Source organism: Candidatus Eisenbacteria bacterium, assembly GCA_005893305.1.
Taxonomy (GTDB): Bacteria; Eisenbacteria; RBG-16-71-46; order SZUA-252; family SZUA-252; genus WS-9.
Genome location: VBOZ01000033.1, coordinates 76040 through 92215 on the forward strand (window position 1 = coordinate 76040; position 16176 = coordinate 92215).

The following is a 16176-nucleotide window of genomic DNA, read 5'->3' on the forward strand; positions in this document are numbered from 1 at the left end:
GGATAGATCTGACCGTAGCTCTCGCTCCAGAAATATTCCGCGTCGGACGCCAGCTGCTTCCGGATCTCGTATCCCGACATCGGCGCCATGCGAAGGAGCCCGAGGATCGCGTAGGGCGTGGATCGGTGTCCCGGCATTGCCTCGGGAGTATATATCTTTCAGATATATAGCCCGCGCGCCGCGCCCCCTGGGTCGCCCACTGCCCTCCGGCGAACCCGCTGCCCGCCAGCACGTTAGGGCATCCCCTTTGTTTCGTTGACGCGGCGCTCGATCGCCACCTATCGTTCCGCATGCCCTCCGCCAACCCATTGTCCTCTCCCATCGAGTGCACGGATGATCCCGCCCGCGTGGACCTCGCACAGCTCCTCGATCTCTACCGGATCACGTGGTTGGCGCAGGATCGAACGAGAGACCAGGTCCGCCGGGCGCTCGAGCATTCGCGCCCGGTGATCTCGGCCTGGGAGGGGAAGCGGATGGTCGGGTTCGCCCGCGTGATCTCCGATCTGACCTACCGCGCCACGATCTGGGACGTGATCGTCCTGCCGTCGCACCAGGGCAGGGGCATCGGAAAGCTCATGATGCATCGAGTGCTCGAGCACCCGGATTTGCGGACGGTGACCAATTTCGTCCTGCTCACCAAGGACCGGCACGCATTTTACGAGCGGCTGGGCTTTCGGAAGGAACGGGACATGGCGATGACATTCCGGCGTTAGCGCCCGGGAGCGGGACTAGAAATCCCCGCGGACCTCTAGACGGAAGGAGAAGAACGGAATGGAAAGCTTGAAGACGGCCAAGGATGTGGTGAAGTTCTGTGAGGAGCGCGGTGTCGAGATGATCCACATGTGGTTCGTCGATATCCTGGGCCAGCTCAAGGCGGTCGCGATCACACTCCGCGAGCTGAGCGTGGCGCTTGCCGAGGGGATCGGCATCGACGGCTCCTCGGTGGAAGGGTTCGCCCGAATCTATGAGAGCGACCTCGTCGCCATGCCCGACATCTCGACGTTCCAGCTCCTTCCGTGGAAGGTGAACGGCGAGAATGTCGGCCGGGTCATCTGCGACGTCCACAACCCCGACGGCTCCCCGTACCTGGGCGACACCCGGGGCGTCCTCAAGCGGATGGCGAAGAAGCTCGAGAAGGAAGGCTATACCGCCTACATGGGGCCCGAGCTCGAATACTTCTACTTCAAGAGCCTTAAAGAACGCACGCTCCTCGACGCCGCGGGATACTTCGACCAGGTCCCGGACGATCTCGGCACGGAGCTCCGCTCGCGGACAGTCGAGGCGCTCCAAGCGATGGAGATCTCCGTGGAGGCCTCCCATCACGAGGTGGCGCACAGCCAACACGAGATCGACCTCCGCTACTCGGAAGCGCTCAAGATGGCCGACCAGACCATCACCTATCGCTACGTCGTGAAGGAGATCGCCCGTCAGGGCGGCTACTACGCCACCTTCATGCCGAAGCCCATCTTCGGCCAGAACGGGAGCGGGATGCACGTCCACCAGTCGCTCTTCAAGGCCGGCAAGAACGTCTTCTTCGACGCGAAGGACAAGCATCACCTTTCCAAGAACGGCCGCGCGTACCTTGCGGGACTCCTGACGCACATGCGCGAGATCACGTCGATCACGAATCAGTGGGTGAATTCATACAAGCGCCTGGTGCCGGGGTTCGAGGCGCCGGTCTACATCGCGTGGGGCCAGCGGAACCGCTCCGCCCTCGTGCGGGTTCCCATGTACAAGCCGGGCAAGGAGAAGGCGACGCGGATCGAGCTCCGCTGCCCGGATCCCGCCTGTAACCCGTATCTGGCGTTCTCGGTGTGTCTTGCGGCCGGCCTGAAGGGGATCGACGCCGGCTACACGTTGAGGCCCCCTACCGAGGACGACATCTACGAGATGGACGCGCACGAGCGCAAGCAGTTGGACATTGAGAGCCTACCCGGTAGTCTCATCGAGGCGGTGGAGTTGACGAGCAAGTCGAAGCTCGTCAAAGAGACGCTTGGGGATCACGTCTATACGAAGTTTCTCGAGAATGAGCTCAATGAGTACTACCCGATTCTCTAGAGCCCTCGTTTCAGCGCTCGCGGTCGCGCTCACCCTGTCCGCCGGCTGTGGCAAGGGCGGACAGGGGGGCCACGCCGCAGGGGGCCGTGCCGCTATAGGCACGGAGGCGCCGGAATTCGCGCTTCCGGATCTCGACGGGAAGGTCGTGAAAACCAGCGACCTGCGGGGCAAGGTCGTGATTCTCGATTTCTGGGCCACCTGGTGCCCGCCCTGCCGCCAAGAGGTACCGCACTTCGTCGCGCTTCAATCGAAATACCGCGACCAAGGGCTCGAGATCGTCGGGCTCTCACTCGACAAGAGCGGCGCGTCGGTGGTCAAGCCGTTCGCGGAGGAATACAACGTCAACTACAGGATGTTGCTCGCGAACGACGAGACGGCGTCGAGCTACGGCGGCATCACCGGCATCCCGACCACGTTCGTGCTCGACAAGAACGGCAAGGTCGTGAAGCGCTTCATGGGCTACACGGACCCCGAGGTCTTCGAGGAGACGATCAAGCCCCTCCTCACGGCCGGCTAGAGCCGTCCGCGCGGCCCGGGTCCTCGCCATGTTCGACGCACAGCTCAATCAGGTTTCTCTCGTCGCGGCGTTCCTGGCTGGCGTGGTTTCCTTCGTCTCGCCGTGCGTTCTCCCGCTGGTCCCGTCCTACGTCACCTTCATCACGGGGCTCTCGTTCGATGAGCTGACGGCCGCGGACCAGGGGCCCCGCGTCCGCCGGCTCACCCTGATCCACTCGCTCGCCTTCATCCTGGGCTTCTCGATGGTGTTCATCGCGCTGGGGGCGACCGCTACCGCGGCCGGGCAGTTCCTCCGCGAGCATCAAGACACGCTCCGCATCGCCGGCGGGATCCTGATCGTCTTCTTTGGAATTTACCTGACCGGGATCATCCAGATCCCGTTCCTCTCGCGCGAGCGGAAGGTCCACTTGAGCGGGAAGCCTCTCGGCGTCCTCGGCTCGATCCTCGTCGGGATCACGTTCGCCGCGGGATGGACCCCGTGCATCGGCCCGATTCTCGCGTCGATCCTCCTCTATGCGAGCACGGCCAAGACCGTGGGGACCGGAATTCTCCTGCTCAGCGTCTACTCGCTGGGGCTGGGCGTTCCGTTCCTGCTCGCCTCCCTCGGAATGAACTCGTTTTTGGCCGCATCCAGCCGCCTCCGTCGTTCACTTCGCACGATCGAGGTCGTGAGCGGTGCAATTTTAATTGTCTTTGGACTCGCCCTCGTCACAAACCTCTTCTCGAACTTCGTGGCCTTCCTCGCCCGCTTTCTTCCCGCGCTCGGCTGACGCTCAGCTCTAAACATTCGCTTCAAAAAACCGATAGCTACCTCATCGGGGGGACCTGGGGGGGCTCCCTTCGATCGACAACGAAGGAACGTCCCACATCTCCCTGCGGCGGGCTCAAGCCCCGACGCACGACTGAGGCAATGGCGACAAAAACGCGGGCAACCAACCGTCCAACCGTCGCACACGCCGCCGAAACCCTTCCGGGCGCTCTCGCGCTCCTGAACGGATTGGACCAGGTCGCGCGGTCCCTCGTTCCCTTCGAAGCGGGCGGCACCTCGCTCGCCCAAGTCGTTGAGGGAGCGCGCCGGCTCCTGAATCCGGACGGCGTCGCGATCCTGATCCGAGACAAAGACGGGGAATACACATTCATGGCGGCCGAAGGGGTGCTCGCCGAGTGGAGGCAATTCGTCCTCGCGGGGAGCGGCGTCGAGCTGCTCGACGAGTTCCTGAAGCGCGACACCGTCACGCTCTTCCAGCGGAAGCAGCGGACCGCGTGGGCGCGTGAATTCTTGTTCGCGGCCGGGATGAACTGGGGGGCGCTCGCCCCGATTCGCGGACAGGGCGAGATGATCGGCGCCCTGCTCGTGAACCACTCGGCGGCGTTGCCGTTCCATGCCGAGCACGTCGCCGCGTTCCGGGGGCTCGCCACGCTGGCCGGGGTCGCGGCGCGCGAGGACAGCCACCGGGCGCACCTGGAAGAGCTTTTCATGAGCGTCATCGTCTCGCTCACGATGGCGCTGGAAGCGAAGGATTCGGCGACCGAGGGCCACTCGGTCCGGGTGGCCGCCTACTCCGAGGCGATCGGCAAGGAGCTGGGCCTGGGCGCGAAGGCGCTCGACGTCATCCACCGGGCCTGCCTCGTCCACGACATCGGGAAGATCGCGGTCGACGAGAACATCCTCTCGAAGCGCGACCGGCTGAACACGATGGAGCGGGAGAAGATGGACATGCATCCGCTGATCGGGGAGAGCATCCTGAGCCCCATCGAGATGCTCCGGCCGCTTCTCCCCGGCGTTCGGTCGCACCACGAACACTACGACGGGTCAGGCTATCCGGACGGGCTGGCCGGCGACGCGATTCCGATCGAGGCGCGCATCATGGCGGTCGCGGACGCGTTCGACGCGATGACCTCGAACCGGCCCTATCGGCAGGCCCTCCCCGAGGAGGAAGCGCTGGTCGAGCTGCGGCGGAACGCGGGAACCCACTTCGACCCGAAGGTCGTCGCCGCGTTCGAGCAGATCTACCCCGCCGTGAAGCGGACGCTCGAGCACATGCGGCCCCGCGCGGAGCGCGTCAGCGAGCGGGGGTGAGGCGGGCCTTGCGGAGAATGACCGTGGTGCCGTGGTCGGGGCGGGTGCGGAACGTGACCTCGTCCATGAGGGACCGCATCAGGTAGAGCCCGCGGCCGTGCGGATTCAAGAGGTGCGATTCGTCGGTCGGATTCGCCACCTTCCTCGGATCGAACCCCTCCCCGAAATCATCCACCTGAACGATGATGTCGCTGGGATGCACCGTGAAGTCGAAGGTGACCGACTTGTCGTCGGCAAAGACGTTGCCGTGCTGGATGGCGTTCGTGCCGGCCTCGATCACGGCGATCATGAGGGCGTTCTCGGCCTCGTCGCCCAATTCGTACTGCTGGGCGAGCCCCGCGATCAGGGCATGGACCATGGAGAGCTGTTCGAGACGGCTTCCGATCGTGAGGCGGATGGTGTCGCCCGAATCGCCGGATGAGTTCATGGGGGCGGCGCCCATGTCAATACTGTAACAGAACGGCGCGGCGCGCGGGCATCGGTTTGGGGCGCCTGGTCAGGTCTCCGGCCGGATGCGGCGCGCGGGCACTCACGAATTCGCCTTCAGGGCGACCAACGTGATGTCGTCCATCTGGTCCGCGCCGTCGCTGAACCGCGTCACCTCATCCGCGATGGCGCGGATGATCTCGTCGGCGGTCAGGCGCTCGGGCAGCCGCTCCACCAGCTCTAAGAGCCGCCCCTCCCCGAAGTCCTCGCCCAGGCGATTCCGCGCGTCGGTGATCCCGTCCGTATACATGATGAGCGCGTCCCCCGGGAGAAGCGTCGTTCGCGTCTGGGCATACTGGACGCCCGGCTGAACCCCCAAGGGGATTCCCCCTTCATCGAGCGACCTGCAAATTCCGTTCGCCGAGCGGAGGATGGGGTAGTTGTGGCCCGCGTTCGAGAGGGAGACTCCGAGCCCGTCGGCTTCCACCTCCGCCAGGATGCACGTCGCGAACCGGTCGTCCGTCGTGGCGTCGTGCACGAGGCGGTTCAGGCGCCCCATCAGCTCGCCGACCGGCTTCCGGTCCAGCGCGGAGGTGCGGATCGCGGCCTGGACCATCGACGCGAGGAGCGCCGCGGGGACCCCTTTGCCGGCCACGTCGGCGATCGCGACCAGGTAATCCCCCCGTCCCAGATCGACCGTGTCGTAGTAGTCGCCCCCCACCGCCTTGCTCGGCGCGTTGAGGCCGGCCAGCGTGAAGCCCGGGGACAGCGGAAGGCTGCTCGGGAGAAACTGCCGCTGGATTCGCCGCGCGACCGCGAGCTCTTCCTCGAGGATCTTCTTCTCCAGGCTGTCCCGATAGAGGAACGTGGTCGTGACCGCGACGCTCGTCTGGTTCGTCAAGGTCGCGAGGAGCGAGGTCTCGGCGGCCGTGTAGCGCGTCTCCGTGATCTTCCGGCCCAGGGCCACGAGCCCGAGGAAATTTCCTCCGTACCGAAGCGGAAGGATCAGATACGGCTCGGTCTCGAAGAGCGGCGCCAAGGGACCTTGAAGCGCGCGATCCTCGGCTAGGGAACGGGCCTCCTTGCCGCGGAGCAGGTCCGTATCGTCGAGAAGCCTCAAGAGCGCCTCACGCGGGATCGCGCCGATCGCCTCCAGATCCACCCGGCCCCCAAAGCCCCAGGCCGAGTGCTGCCTCCGGTCGGGCGCGACCAGGAGCACGGTCGTGCGCGCGGGCAACCCCTCGCGGAGAGCGTTCAGGAGCTTTTCGGCCAGGGTGTCCAGGTCGAGCACCGTGAGCATCTCGCCGCTCATCCTCCGGACGATCGTCCGAAAGTCGCCCTTGTCGCGCAGGAAGTAGCGATCGAGCGCCTCCTCCAGCCAGGAGAAGAGCGGCTGGAACAGGACCAGCGCGAGCATGAGGAACGCCGTTTGAAAGATCGTGGTGTCGACGCCCGCGACCGTCTCGATCAGCGCGTCGAGGCGGCGGACGATGAGCATGTACACGCTCAGAAGAAAGGCGAGGGTGACGGAGTAGAGAATCGATTTTCGCGCGATCAGGTTCGCGTCGAGGAAGCGGTAGCGCACCATCGAGTAGGCGATCGCGACGGATCCCACGACGAGCGCCACCACGATCAGGGTCGAGCGCACGACGGGGGGCCAGAACGTGTTGAAGAGCGCGGGGATCGGCACCGCGACGGCGTAGAGTCCGGCGCACGCGGAGAGCCCGTAGAAGATCGTGCGGACCTGCGCCCGGATTCTCGGGTTCTCGCTCCGGCGCCAGCTGTTCCAGAGAATGGTGAGCGCCGCCGCGATGTAGGCCAGGTTCACCAGCGAGAAGAGGATCTGGTGGAACCGGAAGATCAGCTCGAACGGGAGCCGGCCGTACTCGATCGCCTTGGCTCCGGCGGGATTCTGCGCGAGCTTCGCGGCAACCTGCCCCCAGAGCGCCCCCTGTCCCTGGAGGATCATGAGAATCAGGTGGAACAGGTGCGGGGCGAAAATCCAGAGCGACGCGAACGGGATCCGCCGGAAGAGCCGGTTCTCCTTGGGGAAGACGCACGCGAAAAAGAGGAGCGAGGGGAAGAAGAACTCCCAGATGTAATTGAACGAGCGGAGAATGTCGTTCGACCCGGCCTTGTTCGGTCCCATGCTGTTCAGCACGATCCCGATCGCGCCGAGCACCGAGCCGACCCCGCCCGAGAAGAGCATCAGCGCCGTGGCGCGATTGGCCCGCTCGCGCGGCGCCTCGCGGAGGATGATGATTCCCAGGAATAGGACCAGGGCGCCGACCACGAGGTAGGCCAGTGCGATCGGCGCGTTGCCTAAGGCGCCCACGTTCATGGGACAGCTTCAAGCTCCGAGGGAAGTACCGAGCCCGGGATCAGGAGGAGCGGCCGGCCCGGCTGGTCCAGGATCGCCTGCAGTACCCGCGCCTCGTAGCTAAGACCCGGGGCGCTGAGCGGCAAGGTGCCGGCGGCGGCGTTCGCCCTAGCCGCGGGGCCGAGTACGCCTCTCAGGAACATCGGGAGCCGGAAGAGCGGCGCCTTCGGGTACTCGACGACTTGCACGTTCCGCTTCTCCGGAATTCCCGCCGCGCGCTTCGCGGCCTCGATCGTCTCATCGAGCGTGGCGACGCGATCCACCAGGCGATTCTCGACCGCCGGGCGCCCCAGGTAGATCCGCCCCTCGCCGAGCTCGCGCACGCGCGCGACGTCGAGCCTCCGCGCGGACGCCACCTTCTGGGTGAAATCGTCATAGAGCTCCGCGAACGAGCGCTCGATCTGCTTTCGCTCGGCCGCGTCGAGGTTTCGCTCCGGGAGGGTCGCGCCGAGAATCGGGAGCCGGATGCCGCCCAGGAGGTCCGCGCTCTTTCCGACTTGGACGCGATCCGATGAGAAGCCGGTTTTCTCTCCAAAGCCCTCGTTCCAGGCCCAGCCGCCGATCACCCCGATCGAGCCGGTGACGGTGAACGGCGTGGTGGTGATCGTATCGGCGTCCATGCTGATCCAGTAGCCGCCGCTCCCGGCCACGCGGCCCTGGCTGACAAAGACCGGTTTCCTCGCCGCCTTGAGCGCGCGAATCTCCCCCGCGACGAGATCGGACGCGAGAGGATCGCCGCCGGGGGAATCGGCGCGCATGACCACGGCCTTCACGTCGCGGTTCTCGCGGAGCTGCCGGATCGCCTTGGAGCTCGCGCGCGCCTTGATGCCGTCGTCCATGGCGCACTCGCCGATCGCATAGACGAGCGCGAGCGTGGGCTTGGGCCCCCACTCCTCGTCGGGGCGCCACCTGCGCTCCAGAAGGGTCGGGTAGGAGGCGAGCCTGGCCCGCCGCCCGCCCACCATCTTCACGACCGCCTTCACGCTGTCCGCGCGGCCCAGCGCATCCACCCACTTGAGCTCGAGGAGGCGGCTCGCATAGAGAAACGGCTCCTCGTTCACGACCCGATCGAAGTCCTCGCGCGTGGCGCGCCCCGATTGGGCGACCCCGTTCGCGAGCTCGGCATAGGCGTCGTCGGCTACCGCTTGGAGCTGCTCTCGATCCGCCGCGGACATGTTGTCGCGGGAGAACGCCTCCAGCGCCGACTTGTATTTGTAGAAGCGCCATTCGTCGAAACCCACTCCCAGCTTGGCGAGTAGTCCCTTCATGTAGGTGCGGGAGATCTGGATTCCCGGCATCAGGAGGGATCCGCGCGGATCCATCACCAGACGGTCCGCGACCGAGGCCAGGTAGAGCTTCCCGAGGTTCAGATTGTCGGCGTAGACGATCACCTTCTTTCCACGCTGCTTGAGGGCGAGAAGTTTCTCCCGGATTTCCCAGAGCATGGCCGGGTTCGCCTCGAGGCCGGAGAGATTGAGGACGACGCCCCCGACCGTCGGGTCGTCGATCGCGAACTCGATCCGCTCGGTCAAGCCGCGGAGGGAGATCGTGCCGGGGTCCCAGTAGCGGTACGCCTGGTAGGCCACCCGGCCCTTGAGATCAATCTCCACGAAGCGCCGCTTGCTATTTCGCTTCCCGTCGAGGTCGAAACCCTTGATGGGCGGATTCAGCCGGATCGCGTAGCGCGTCGCGCCGAGGTTCGCGTCCTTGTCGAAGTGGGGCGTGGCCCGGAACCCGGCCCGATCGAGCACGACGCCTACGGTCACCTGGAATCGATCCTGGTCGCCGTATCGAATGGCCGCCTGGAGGCCGGGAATCGGGCGCACCTCGATCCCGCCCGCGAGCGGCCCGTCGTCCCACCGCTCGCCGCGGCTCAGCGAATAGTCGCCGAAGATCGTGATCCTCGCGTCGCTGAGGGGACGAATTCCGACGTCGACCCCGGCGTCGTGATCGCCGCCCTGAAGCGCGATCCGCCCCGTGGTGCCGAAGGAGAGCCATCGTGTGGGGCGCGCGATATCGCCGGCCGCGAAGTAGTTCTGCCGCGCGAACGCGCCCTTGCCGGGACCCGAGAACCCGAGGGCCATGCCCTCGAAATGCCTGCCCGATCCGCTCCCGAATCCGATCTGATAGTCGGTCACGTTCCGCGCGCCGCCGGGGAATTGCCGGTCGTGGCGCCGGAGCGTGAAGCCGAGTCCCGCTCCCGCGGTGACGCCCCACTGGTCCATGTGATTCGGCCGGACGTTTTCATCCGACCAGAAGAAGGAAAGCTCCGGCTTCTCGAGGACTCCCCACTGCGCCGGGTTGAACATCGCCCCGATCGCGCCGTCGTCGGTCGAGGGAGAAGTCGAGAGAACGTCGGACTCCTCCGCGTAGGGGGCGAGCCCCTCCCAGGCGGCAGCGCGACCGGTGGTGGCGAGGAATAGGATCGCCGTGGCGACGACGGCGCGGGCGAACGCTGAGCGTGGTCTCATCATTCCACCATGTCCTGTGCCTTTCCTGCCGAGTGCTTGACTCCCGGCTTGGCCCGCTTCGCGTAGATCGCGCTCGCCCCGAACAACACGAGCATGACGGTGATCGAGAGCCACCGCGGAATCTCCCAGCCGATGACGTGAATGCCGTGGAGGTACTCGATCAGGAGCTTGACGCCGACCCACGCGACGATGACGTAGGCGCCGTCGACGATCGACGGGAACGATCGGACGATCCCAAGGAGCTGTCCGATCAGGACGCGCATCGCGATGATCCCGAGAACGCCGCCGCTGATGATGACCCATATCTTGCGCGACATCGCGATCGCGACGAGGATCGAATCGATCGCGAAGACGATGTCGGTCAGCTCGACCCGCACGACCGTGCTCCAGAACGCGGTGAGGCCGAGAATCGTCGCGATCGCCTTCGGCGTTCCCCGTTTCGATTCGTCGGGATGGTGCCAGAAATGCCTCGCCGGCAGATAGAGCAGGTAGGCCGCGCCCACCAGCTTCACCCACTCCCAATGGATGATGTAAACGGCGAACAACGTTGCCACGATCCGGAAGCCAACCGCCCCCACGATCCCGTACCGGAGCGCCCGCTTCTGCTTCTCGACCGGGAGCGGGAGGACGAGGACCGCCAGGACCAGGGCGTTGTCGGCGCTCAGCGCGGCCTCGAGGAGGACAAGGAGGCCGATCGTGAGGAAATCGGTGGGCTCGACGTTGAAATGCATGGAGAGGGGACTCTACCCCAAACCGTAGAGGTCCGGCGACCCTGGTGCTAGGGTTTGGCGACCCCGCTGCTAGGGCTTGGCGCCGTTCGGTGCCGCTAGGACTTACGACTGCCGATGGCGCCGAGCGCGGCGGGGATGTACATCAGCTCGACGTACTCTTTCATCATTCGCCGGCCCGAAAAGGCGGGCGTGACGGTCCGGATCGCCTGCCGTACCACCTCGAGCCATCCGCGCGGGATGTCGCCGGAATCTCGATCGTAGTAGAGCGGCACGATCGTCTCCTCGATCAGCCTGTATAGCTCGGCGGCATCGCGGGCGTCGGCATCCGGCGCCTCGGCGTCGCCGCCGAAAGCCCAGCCGTTCGCGCGTCCCGCGGCCTCTGCCCACCAGCCATCCAAGATGCTCACGCTGGGAACGCCGTTGATTCCCGCCTTCATCCCGCTTGTCCCGGATGCCTCCTGCGGGGCGCGCGGATTATTGAGCCAGAGATCGACGCCCTGCGTGAGCCAATGCGCAGCGTGCATGTCGTAGTCCTCGAGGAACGCCACGCGGCCGGCCGCGGCCGGATCGCGCGCGGCCCGATAGACCGATTGAAGAATCTCCTTCCCCTGCTCGTCGGCCGGGTGCGCCTTCCCGGCGAAGATGATCTGGACCGGCCTCCGCTCATTCGTGAGGATCGCGTGGAGCCTGGCGGGATCGCGGAGGATCAAGCCCGCGCGCTTGTACGTGGCGAAGCGCCGGGCGAAGCCGATCGTCAGCGCCCCGGGATCGAGGAGCGACCCGAGCGCGACGGCCTGACCGGGATCGGCGTGGCTCGCGGCCCATCGTTGGCGGACTCGATCGCGCAGGAAGCGAAAAAGGCCGGCCTTGAGCCTCCGCCTGACCTCCCAGAGCGCCTCGTCCGGGATCGCCGACACGCGCTCCCATAGGGCCGGATCGTCGTGCCGCTCGATCCAGTCCTCGGCAACGTGGCGCTTGTGGAGGCGATCGATGTCGCCCGCGATCCAGGTCGGCACGTGCACGCCGTTGGTGATCGACGCGATCGGTACCTGATCCACGGGGAGCCCCGGCCAGAGGTCCTGCCACATCGCGCGCGCGACCTCGCCGTGCTTCCGGCTCACCGCGTTCACGCGCCCGCTCAGCCGGAGCGCGAGTGCGGTCATGTTGAACGCGGGACCCCACGCCGCCGGGTGGGTGGCCATGCTGTAGAGCCGCTCGCGGTATGCGTCGATGACGGCGCCGTATTCTCCGAGGCGCGAGACGTAGTTCTCGACGAGCGGGAAGGGGAAGGCGTCGTTGCCCGCGGGAACGGGCGTGTGCGTCGTGAAGATCGTGGTGGCGCGCACCTCCTCCACAGCGCGGTCGAAGTCGACCCCGGCGCGGAGCCGCTCGCGGAGTCGCTCCACCATCATGAGCGCCGTGTGGCCTTCGTTCCCGTGCCAGACCGTGGGTTTCACGCCGAGCGCGCGCAGCATCCGCACTCCGCCGACGCCGAGCACGATCTCTTGAAGGAATCGCGCGTTTTGGTCCCCACCGTAAAGCCGCCCGGTCAGCTCCCGATCCCAGGGTGCGTTGCCGTCGAGGTCGGTGTCGAGCAGGTAGAGGACGCTCCTACCGATCAGGACCTTCCACGCCGCCACCTGAAGCATGCGGTCGGGCAGCGTCAGGCTGACCCGGATCGGCTTGCCGTCGGCGGTGGTCACGGGGGCGACGGGAACCTGTCCGCGATCGATTTGCTCGTAGACCTCCTCCTGCCTGCCTTCCGGGTTCACGTACTGGCGGAAGTATCCCTGCGGGTACATGAAGCCGATTCCGACGAGGGGAATTCCGAGGTCGCTCGCCTCTTTGGTGATATCGCCGGCCAGGACACCAAGCCCGCCCGCATAGAGCGGGAGCGAGTTGTGGATGCCGTACTCCGCGGAGAAGAACGCGAGCGTGCATCCCGAGACCGCGGGGTGACGCTCGGCGCACCAGTTTTTGTCGCCGCGGATCGCTGCGTCGAACGCTTTCATCACCGTTTCGTAGCGGCGCAGGATCTCCGGGTCGGCCGCGGCGAGGACCAGGCGCTCGGCGGCGATCTCGTGGAGGAAGCGCACCGGGTTGTGCCGGGTCTCCCGCCAAAGCGTCTCGTCGAGCGCGCGAAAGAAGTCTCGCGCCTCGAGGTGCCAGGACCACCACAGGTTCTGGGCCAGCTCGGGGAGTCGTTCCAAGGCTGTCGGCATCGTTCGCATAGCGCGAAAGAGTGCCACAGAAGAGGGCCGCGGCGCTAGACTTCCGGCCCCTATGGTCCGAAACGCCGGCCTTCTCCTTCATCCCACCTCCTTGCCCGGCCCCTACGGCATCGGCGACATCGGCCCCCGGGCCATCCGATTCCTCGATTGGGCCGCCTCGGCCGGTTTGTCGGTGTGGCAGGTGCTGCCTTTAGGGCCCACCGGACTCGGAAATTCCCCCTACAGCGCGCTCTCGGTCTTCGCGGGGAGCCCGCTCCTGATCTCCCCCGAATGGTTGGTGGAGGAGGGGCTCCTGGACGCGGAGGCGCTGGAGGAGGTCCCCGAGTTTTTGGAAGGGCCGGTCGACTACGAGCGGGCCAGAATGTGGAAGGAGCGGATGCTTCGCGCGGCGTGGGAGAACGTGCGGCGCGGAGGCGATGCGGGGTCGCGCGCGGCGAGGGAGGATCTGAAGGGGTTTCTGGAGTCGCCCGGGAACGCCGCGTGGCTGGCGGATTGGACCCTCTATGCGGCGGTCAAGGATCGCCAGGAGGGCGGCCCCTGGACGGAATGGTATAAGCCGGTCGCCGGTCGAAAGCCTGCGGCGCTCGAGGCGGCGGAGCGAACGGTCACGGTCGAGCGGGAGTACCATGCGTTCGTCCAGTGGATCTTCGCGCGGCAGTGGAAGCGGCTTCGTGAAGCGGCGCGTGAGCGGGGGATCGAGATCTTAGGCGACATGCCGATCTACCCCGCGCTCGACTCCGCCGAGGTTTGGGCCAATCAGCGGCTGTTTACTTTAGGCGAGGACGGAATGCCCGAGGACGTGGCTGGCGTTCCCCCCGACTACTTCAGCGAGACGGGGCAGCTCTGGGGGAATCCTTTGTACCGGTGGGATCGGATGGAGGCGGAAGGGTTCAAGTGGTGGGTGGTAAGGGTGCGGGCCGCGCTGGCGATGTTTGATAGGGTGCGGATCGATCATTTTCGGGCGTTCGCGTCGTATTGGGCTATCCCTGCAGCGGCACAGACGGCAATGGAGGGGCGATGGGTTCGCGGCCCAGGGATGAAGCTGTTCGAGGCGCTCCGACGGGAACTGGGGGAGTTGAAGCTGGTGGCGGAGGACCTCGGCATTATCGACGAGCCTGTGCGGGATCTGCTCCGCGCGTCGGGATTTCCCGGAATGCGCGTGCTCCAGTTCGGGCTCACCGATCCGAGGAGCACGCACCATCCGAGGAATCACGTCGAGAACGCGATCGTCTACACCGGCACACACGACAACGACACGTCGCGGGGATGGTTCGAGGGACTCGATGAGAGCGAGCGGGCGCAGGTGCTGGGTACCGTGGGCGGCGACGGACGCGAGATCGAGTGGGACATGATCCGCGTCGCGCTGGATTCGCCCGCGCGGACGGCGATCATTCCCATGCAGGATGTGCTCGGCCTGGGAAGCGAGGCACGAATGAACATGCCGTCGGAGCCCGACGGGAATTGGGAGTGGAGGATGGCGGAGGGGGCGTTGACGACGGAGCGTGCGGCGCGGATGAGAGGGCTGGCGGAAGGGGCGGGGAGAGCCTTCAGCGTTACCTGACCCCCGGCTGCTTGATGTTTGAGCCCAACATGGCTAACGCGGACATGAAGTCGGCCCGGCGTGCGATAGTTTTCCAAGATTTTTCTTGACGAGTTTCGCTGGCCAAATCGCTGACTCTCCGCGTGTCCTCACCACCGCGTCACCAGGCCTCCTTGCATACCGCGAACAATCCGATCGAGCGCATTGGATCTCAAAAGACTCCCTGCCCTCCAACGTGTGCGCTGCGAGCCTCTGCGGCCGACGAAATGGCTCGTGATATAAGAGAAGCACCCCCATTGAAGCCTGGTTGTGATCCAGGCAACTTCAGAGGAGATGCCCCGTGAGCAGGTGTTCTCATGCGCCACTTCTCGTTGACCCATCTCAGCGATGCTGTTCTCATTCGCGATCTGGCTGCGCTTATCGCCCACGATCGCGTGACTACGGCCGCGATCCTCGCCCACATCGCCGAGGTCGATGCACGGCGGCTGTACGCCCCGACCGGCTATCCGTCCATGCATGCGTACTGTGTGGGGGAGCTGCGCTTGTCCGAGGACGCGGCCTCAAAGCGGATCCAGGCGGCCCGGATCGCTCGGCAGTTCCCGGCCCTGCTCGACGCGCTGGCTGACGGGCGGCTACACCTGACAGCTGTGTGCTTGTTGGCGCCCCATCTCACGGTGGAGAACGCTGAGAGCCTCATGGAGGCAGCGACCCGGCGGCGGAAGGCCGAGATCGAGGAACTGCTGGCCCGCCTCTTTCCGAAGCCGGGACTGCCGGCGATGGTGAGCGCGATCCCGGCGATGGTGGGTTCAATCCCGGCGATGATCCCGGAACATGCGCCAGCGCATGTAGGAGATGTCCTACATCAACATGCCCCGGGGCATGTTGAAGATGTGCGACCTGACTGTAAGGCAGCGCCCGAGAGCTTCCTCCTCAACCTCACGATCGGGAAGAGCACGCGCGACAAGCTCCGCTACGCCCAGGACCTGCTGAGCCATGCTGTTCCCTCGGGGGATGTCGCTCAGGTGCTCGACCGGGCGCTTGATGCCCTGATCGTTGAGCTCGAGAAACGAAAGCTGGGCGCCGGCACTCGCCTGCGGCCTAAGCTCGGACCCGCCAGCCCCTCGGGGCGTCGACTCCACACCCCACCGGTGGGTGAGCGCTCGGTCGTGACGTCGATGGTGGCACGCTCACGCCCGACTACCCGAAACCGCTACGTCCCGGCACGCGTCCGCCGTGCCGTTTGGGAGCGGGACGGGGGTCAATGCACCTTCGTCGGCGCATCAGGCCACCGCTGTGAATCGCGACGATTCCTGGAGTTCGACCATGTCGACCCGGTGGCGCGAGGGGGACGGGCAACCGTAGAGGGGATGCGGCTCCGGTGTCGGGCGCACAACCAGTACGAAGCGGAGCGCATGTTCGGTGCGGGGTTCATGAGCCACAAGCGTCAAGAGGCGCGACGCGCTGCGGCGGAATCACGGGCGCGGAACGTGGCGGAAGCACGGGCGCGGGTCTCCCACAACATGCCCCGGGGCATGTTGGAAGGGACCGATGTCAGGGAGCGCGCAGCGTTGGAGAAGGAGTGCGCTGCCCGGGAGCAGGTCCGCGACGTGTTGGCTGGATTACAAGACCTCGGATGCCGAGCCGACCAGGCACGTCGCGCAGCGGCGATCGCAGCGAACCTTCATGGCGCCACGCTGGAGGAGCGGATGCGAGCAGCCTTGACGTCTCTCGGCCGACGATGAT

Annotated in this window: 12 protein-coding genes and 1 pseudogene (1 of these 13 running past the window's edge); 7 read left to right on the forward strand and 6 right to left on the reverse strand. The window is 66.0% G+C overall.

Annotation, left to right across the window (positions count from 1 at the left end):
• A pseudogene (locus tag E6K79_10815) lies at nt 1–137 on the reverse strand (PadR family transcriptional regulator); it reaches 469 nt to the left of the window's first position.
• A gap of 153 nt (nt 138–290) precedes the next feature.
• On the opposite strand from E6K79_10815, the gene E6K79_10820 reads away from it, so the two are divergent.
• The 5 genes from E6K79_10820 to E6K79_10840 all read left to right on the forward strand — a co-directional run bounded on the left by E6K79_10820 (nt 291) and on the right by E6K79_10840 (nt 4654).
• A complete protein-coding gene (locus E6K79_10820) occupies nt 291–713 on the forward strand; it encodes a GNAT family N-acetyltransferase (GenBank protein ID TMQ63130.1) in 423 nt (140 codons plus the stop codon).
• 58 nt (nt 714–771) lie between these two features.
• Nucleotides 772–2058, forward strand: a complete 1287-nt coding sequence (locus E6K79_10825) for a glutamine synthetase (protein TMQ63131.1) — start codon at nt 772–774, stop codon at nt 2056–2058.
• Nucleotides 2027–2575, forward strand: a complete 549-nt coding sequence (locus tag E6K79_10830) for a TlpA family protein disulfide reductase (GenBank protein TMQ63132.1) — start codon at nt 2027–2029, stop codon at nt 2573–2575. The genes E6K79_10825 and E6K79_10830 overlap by 32 nt, the downstream gene beginning before the upstream one ends.
• Nucleotides 2576–2603: 28 nt before the next feature.
• Entirely contained in the window at nt 2604–3344 is a 741-nt protein-coding gene (locus E6K79_10835; protein ID TMQ63133.1) for a cytochrome c biogenesis protein CcdA, read from the forward strand.
• 140 nt (nt 3345–3484) lie between these two features.
• Nucleotides 3485–4654, forward strand: coding sequence for an HD-GYP domain-containing protein (locus tag E6K79_10840; protein ID TMQ63134.1), 1170 nt, complete (start codon nt 3485–3487; stop codon nt 4652–4654).
• On the opposite strand, the gene E6K79_10845 is transcribed toward E6K79_10840, so the two are convergent.
• From E6K79_10845 to E6K79_10865, 5 genes are all read right to left on the reverse strand, one after another.
• On the reverse strand, nt 4638–5096 hold the full coding sequence (locus E6K79_10845) for an ATP-binding protein (GenBank protein ID TMQ63135.1): 459 nt from the start codon (nt 5094–5096) through the stop codon (nt 4638–4640). The two genes, E6K79_10840 and E6K79_10845, sit on opposite strands and share 17 nt — an antisense overlap.
• A gap of 87 nt (nt 5097–5183) precedes the next feature.
• Complete coding sequence (locus E6K79_10850) at nt 5184–7421, reverse strand: hypothetical protein (GenBank protein TMQ63136.1); 2238 nt, start codon at nt 7419–7421, stop codon at nt 5184–5186.
• Nucleotides 7418–9934, reverse strand: coding sequence for a hypothetical protein (locus E6K79_10855; protein TMQ63137.1), 2517 nt, complete (start codon nt 9932–9934; stop codon nt 7418–7420). Before E6K79_10855 ends, E6K79_10850 begins: the two co-directional genes overlap by 4 nt.
• The gene (locus tag E6K79_10860) at nt 9931–10662 is read right to left on the reverse strand and encodes a hypothetical protein (protein TMQ63138.1); all 732 of its coding nucleotides are present in this window, start codon (nt 10660–10662) and stop codon (nt 9931–9933) included. Before E6K79_10860 ends, E6K79_10855 begins: the two co-directional genes overlap by 4 nt.
• A 95-nt stretch (nt 10663–10757) precedes the next feature.
• The gene (locus tag E6K79_10865; protein TMQ63187.1) at nt 10758–12893 is read right to left on the reverse strand and encodes a glycosyltransferase family 1 protein; all 2136 of its coding nucleotides are present in this window, start codon (nt 12891–12893) and stop codon (nt 10758–10760) included.
• 52 nt (nt 12894–12945) lie between these two features.
• On the opposite strand from E6K79_10865, the gene malQ reads away from it, so the two are divergent.
• Together malQ and E6K79_10875 are read left to right on the forward strand one after the other, a co-directional pair.
• Nucleotides 12946–14454, forward strand: a complete 1509-nt coding sequence (malQ, locus tag E6K79_10870; GenBank protein TMQ63139.1) for a 4-alpha-glucanotransferase — start codon at nt 12946–12948, stop codon at nt 14452–14454.
• A gap of 335 nt (nt 14455–14789) precedes the next feature.
• Nucleotides 14790–16175, forward strand: a complete 1386-nt coding sequence (locus E6K79_10875) for an HNH endonuclease (GenBank protein TMQ63140.1) — start codon at nt 14790–14792, stop codon at nt 16173–16175.
• Nucleotide 16176: the final 1 nt, after the last annotated feature.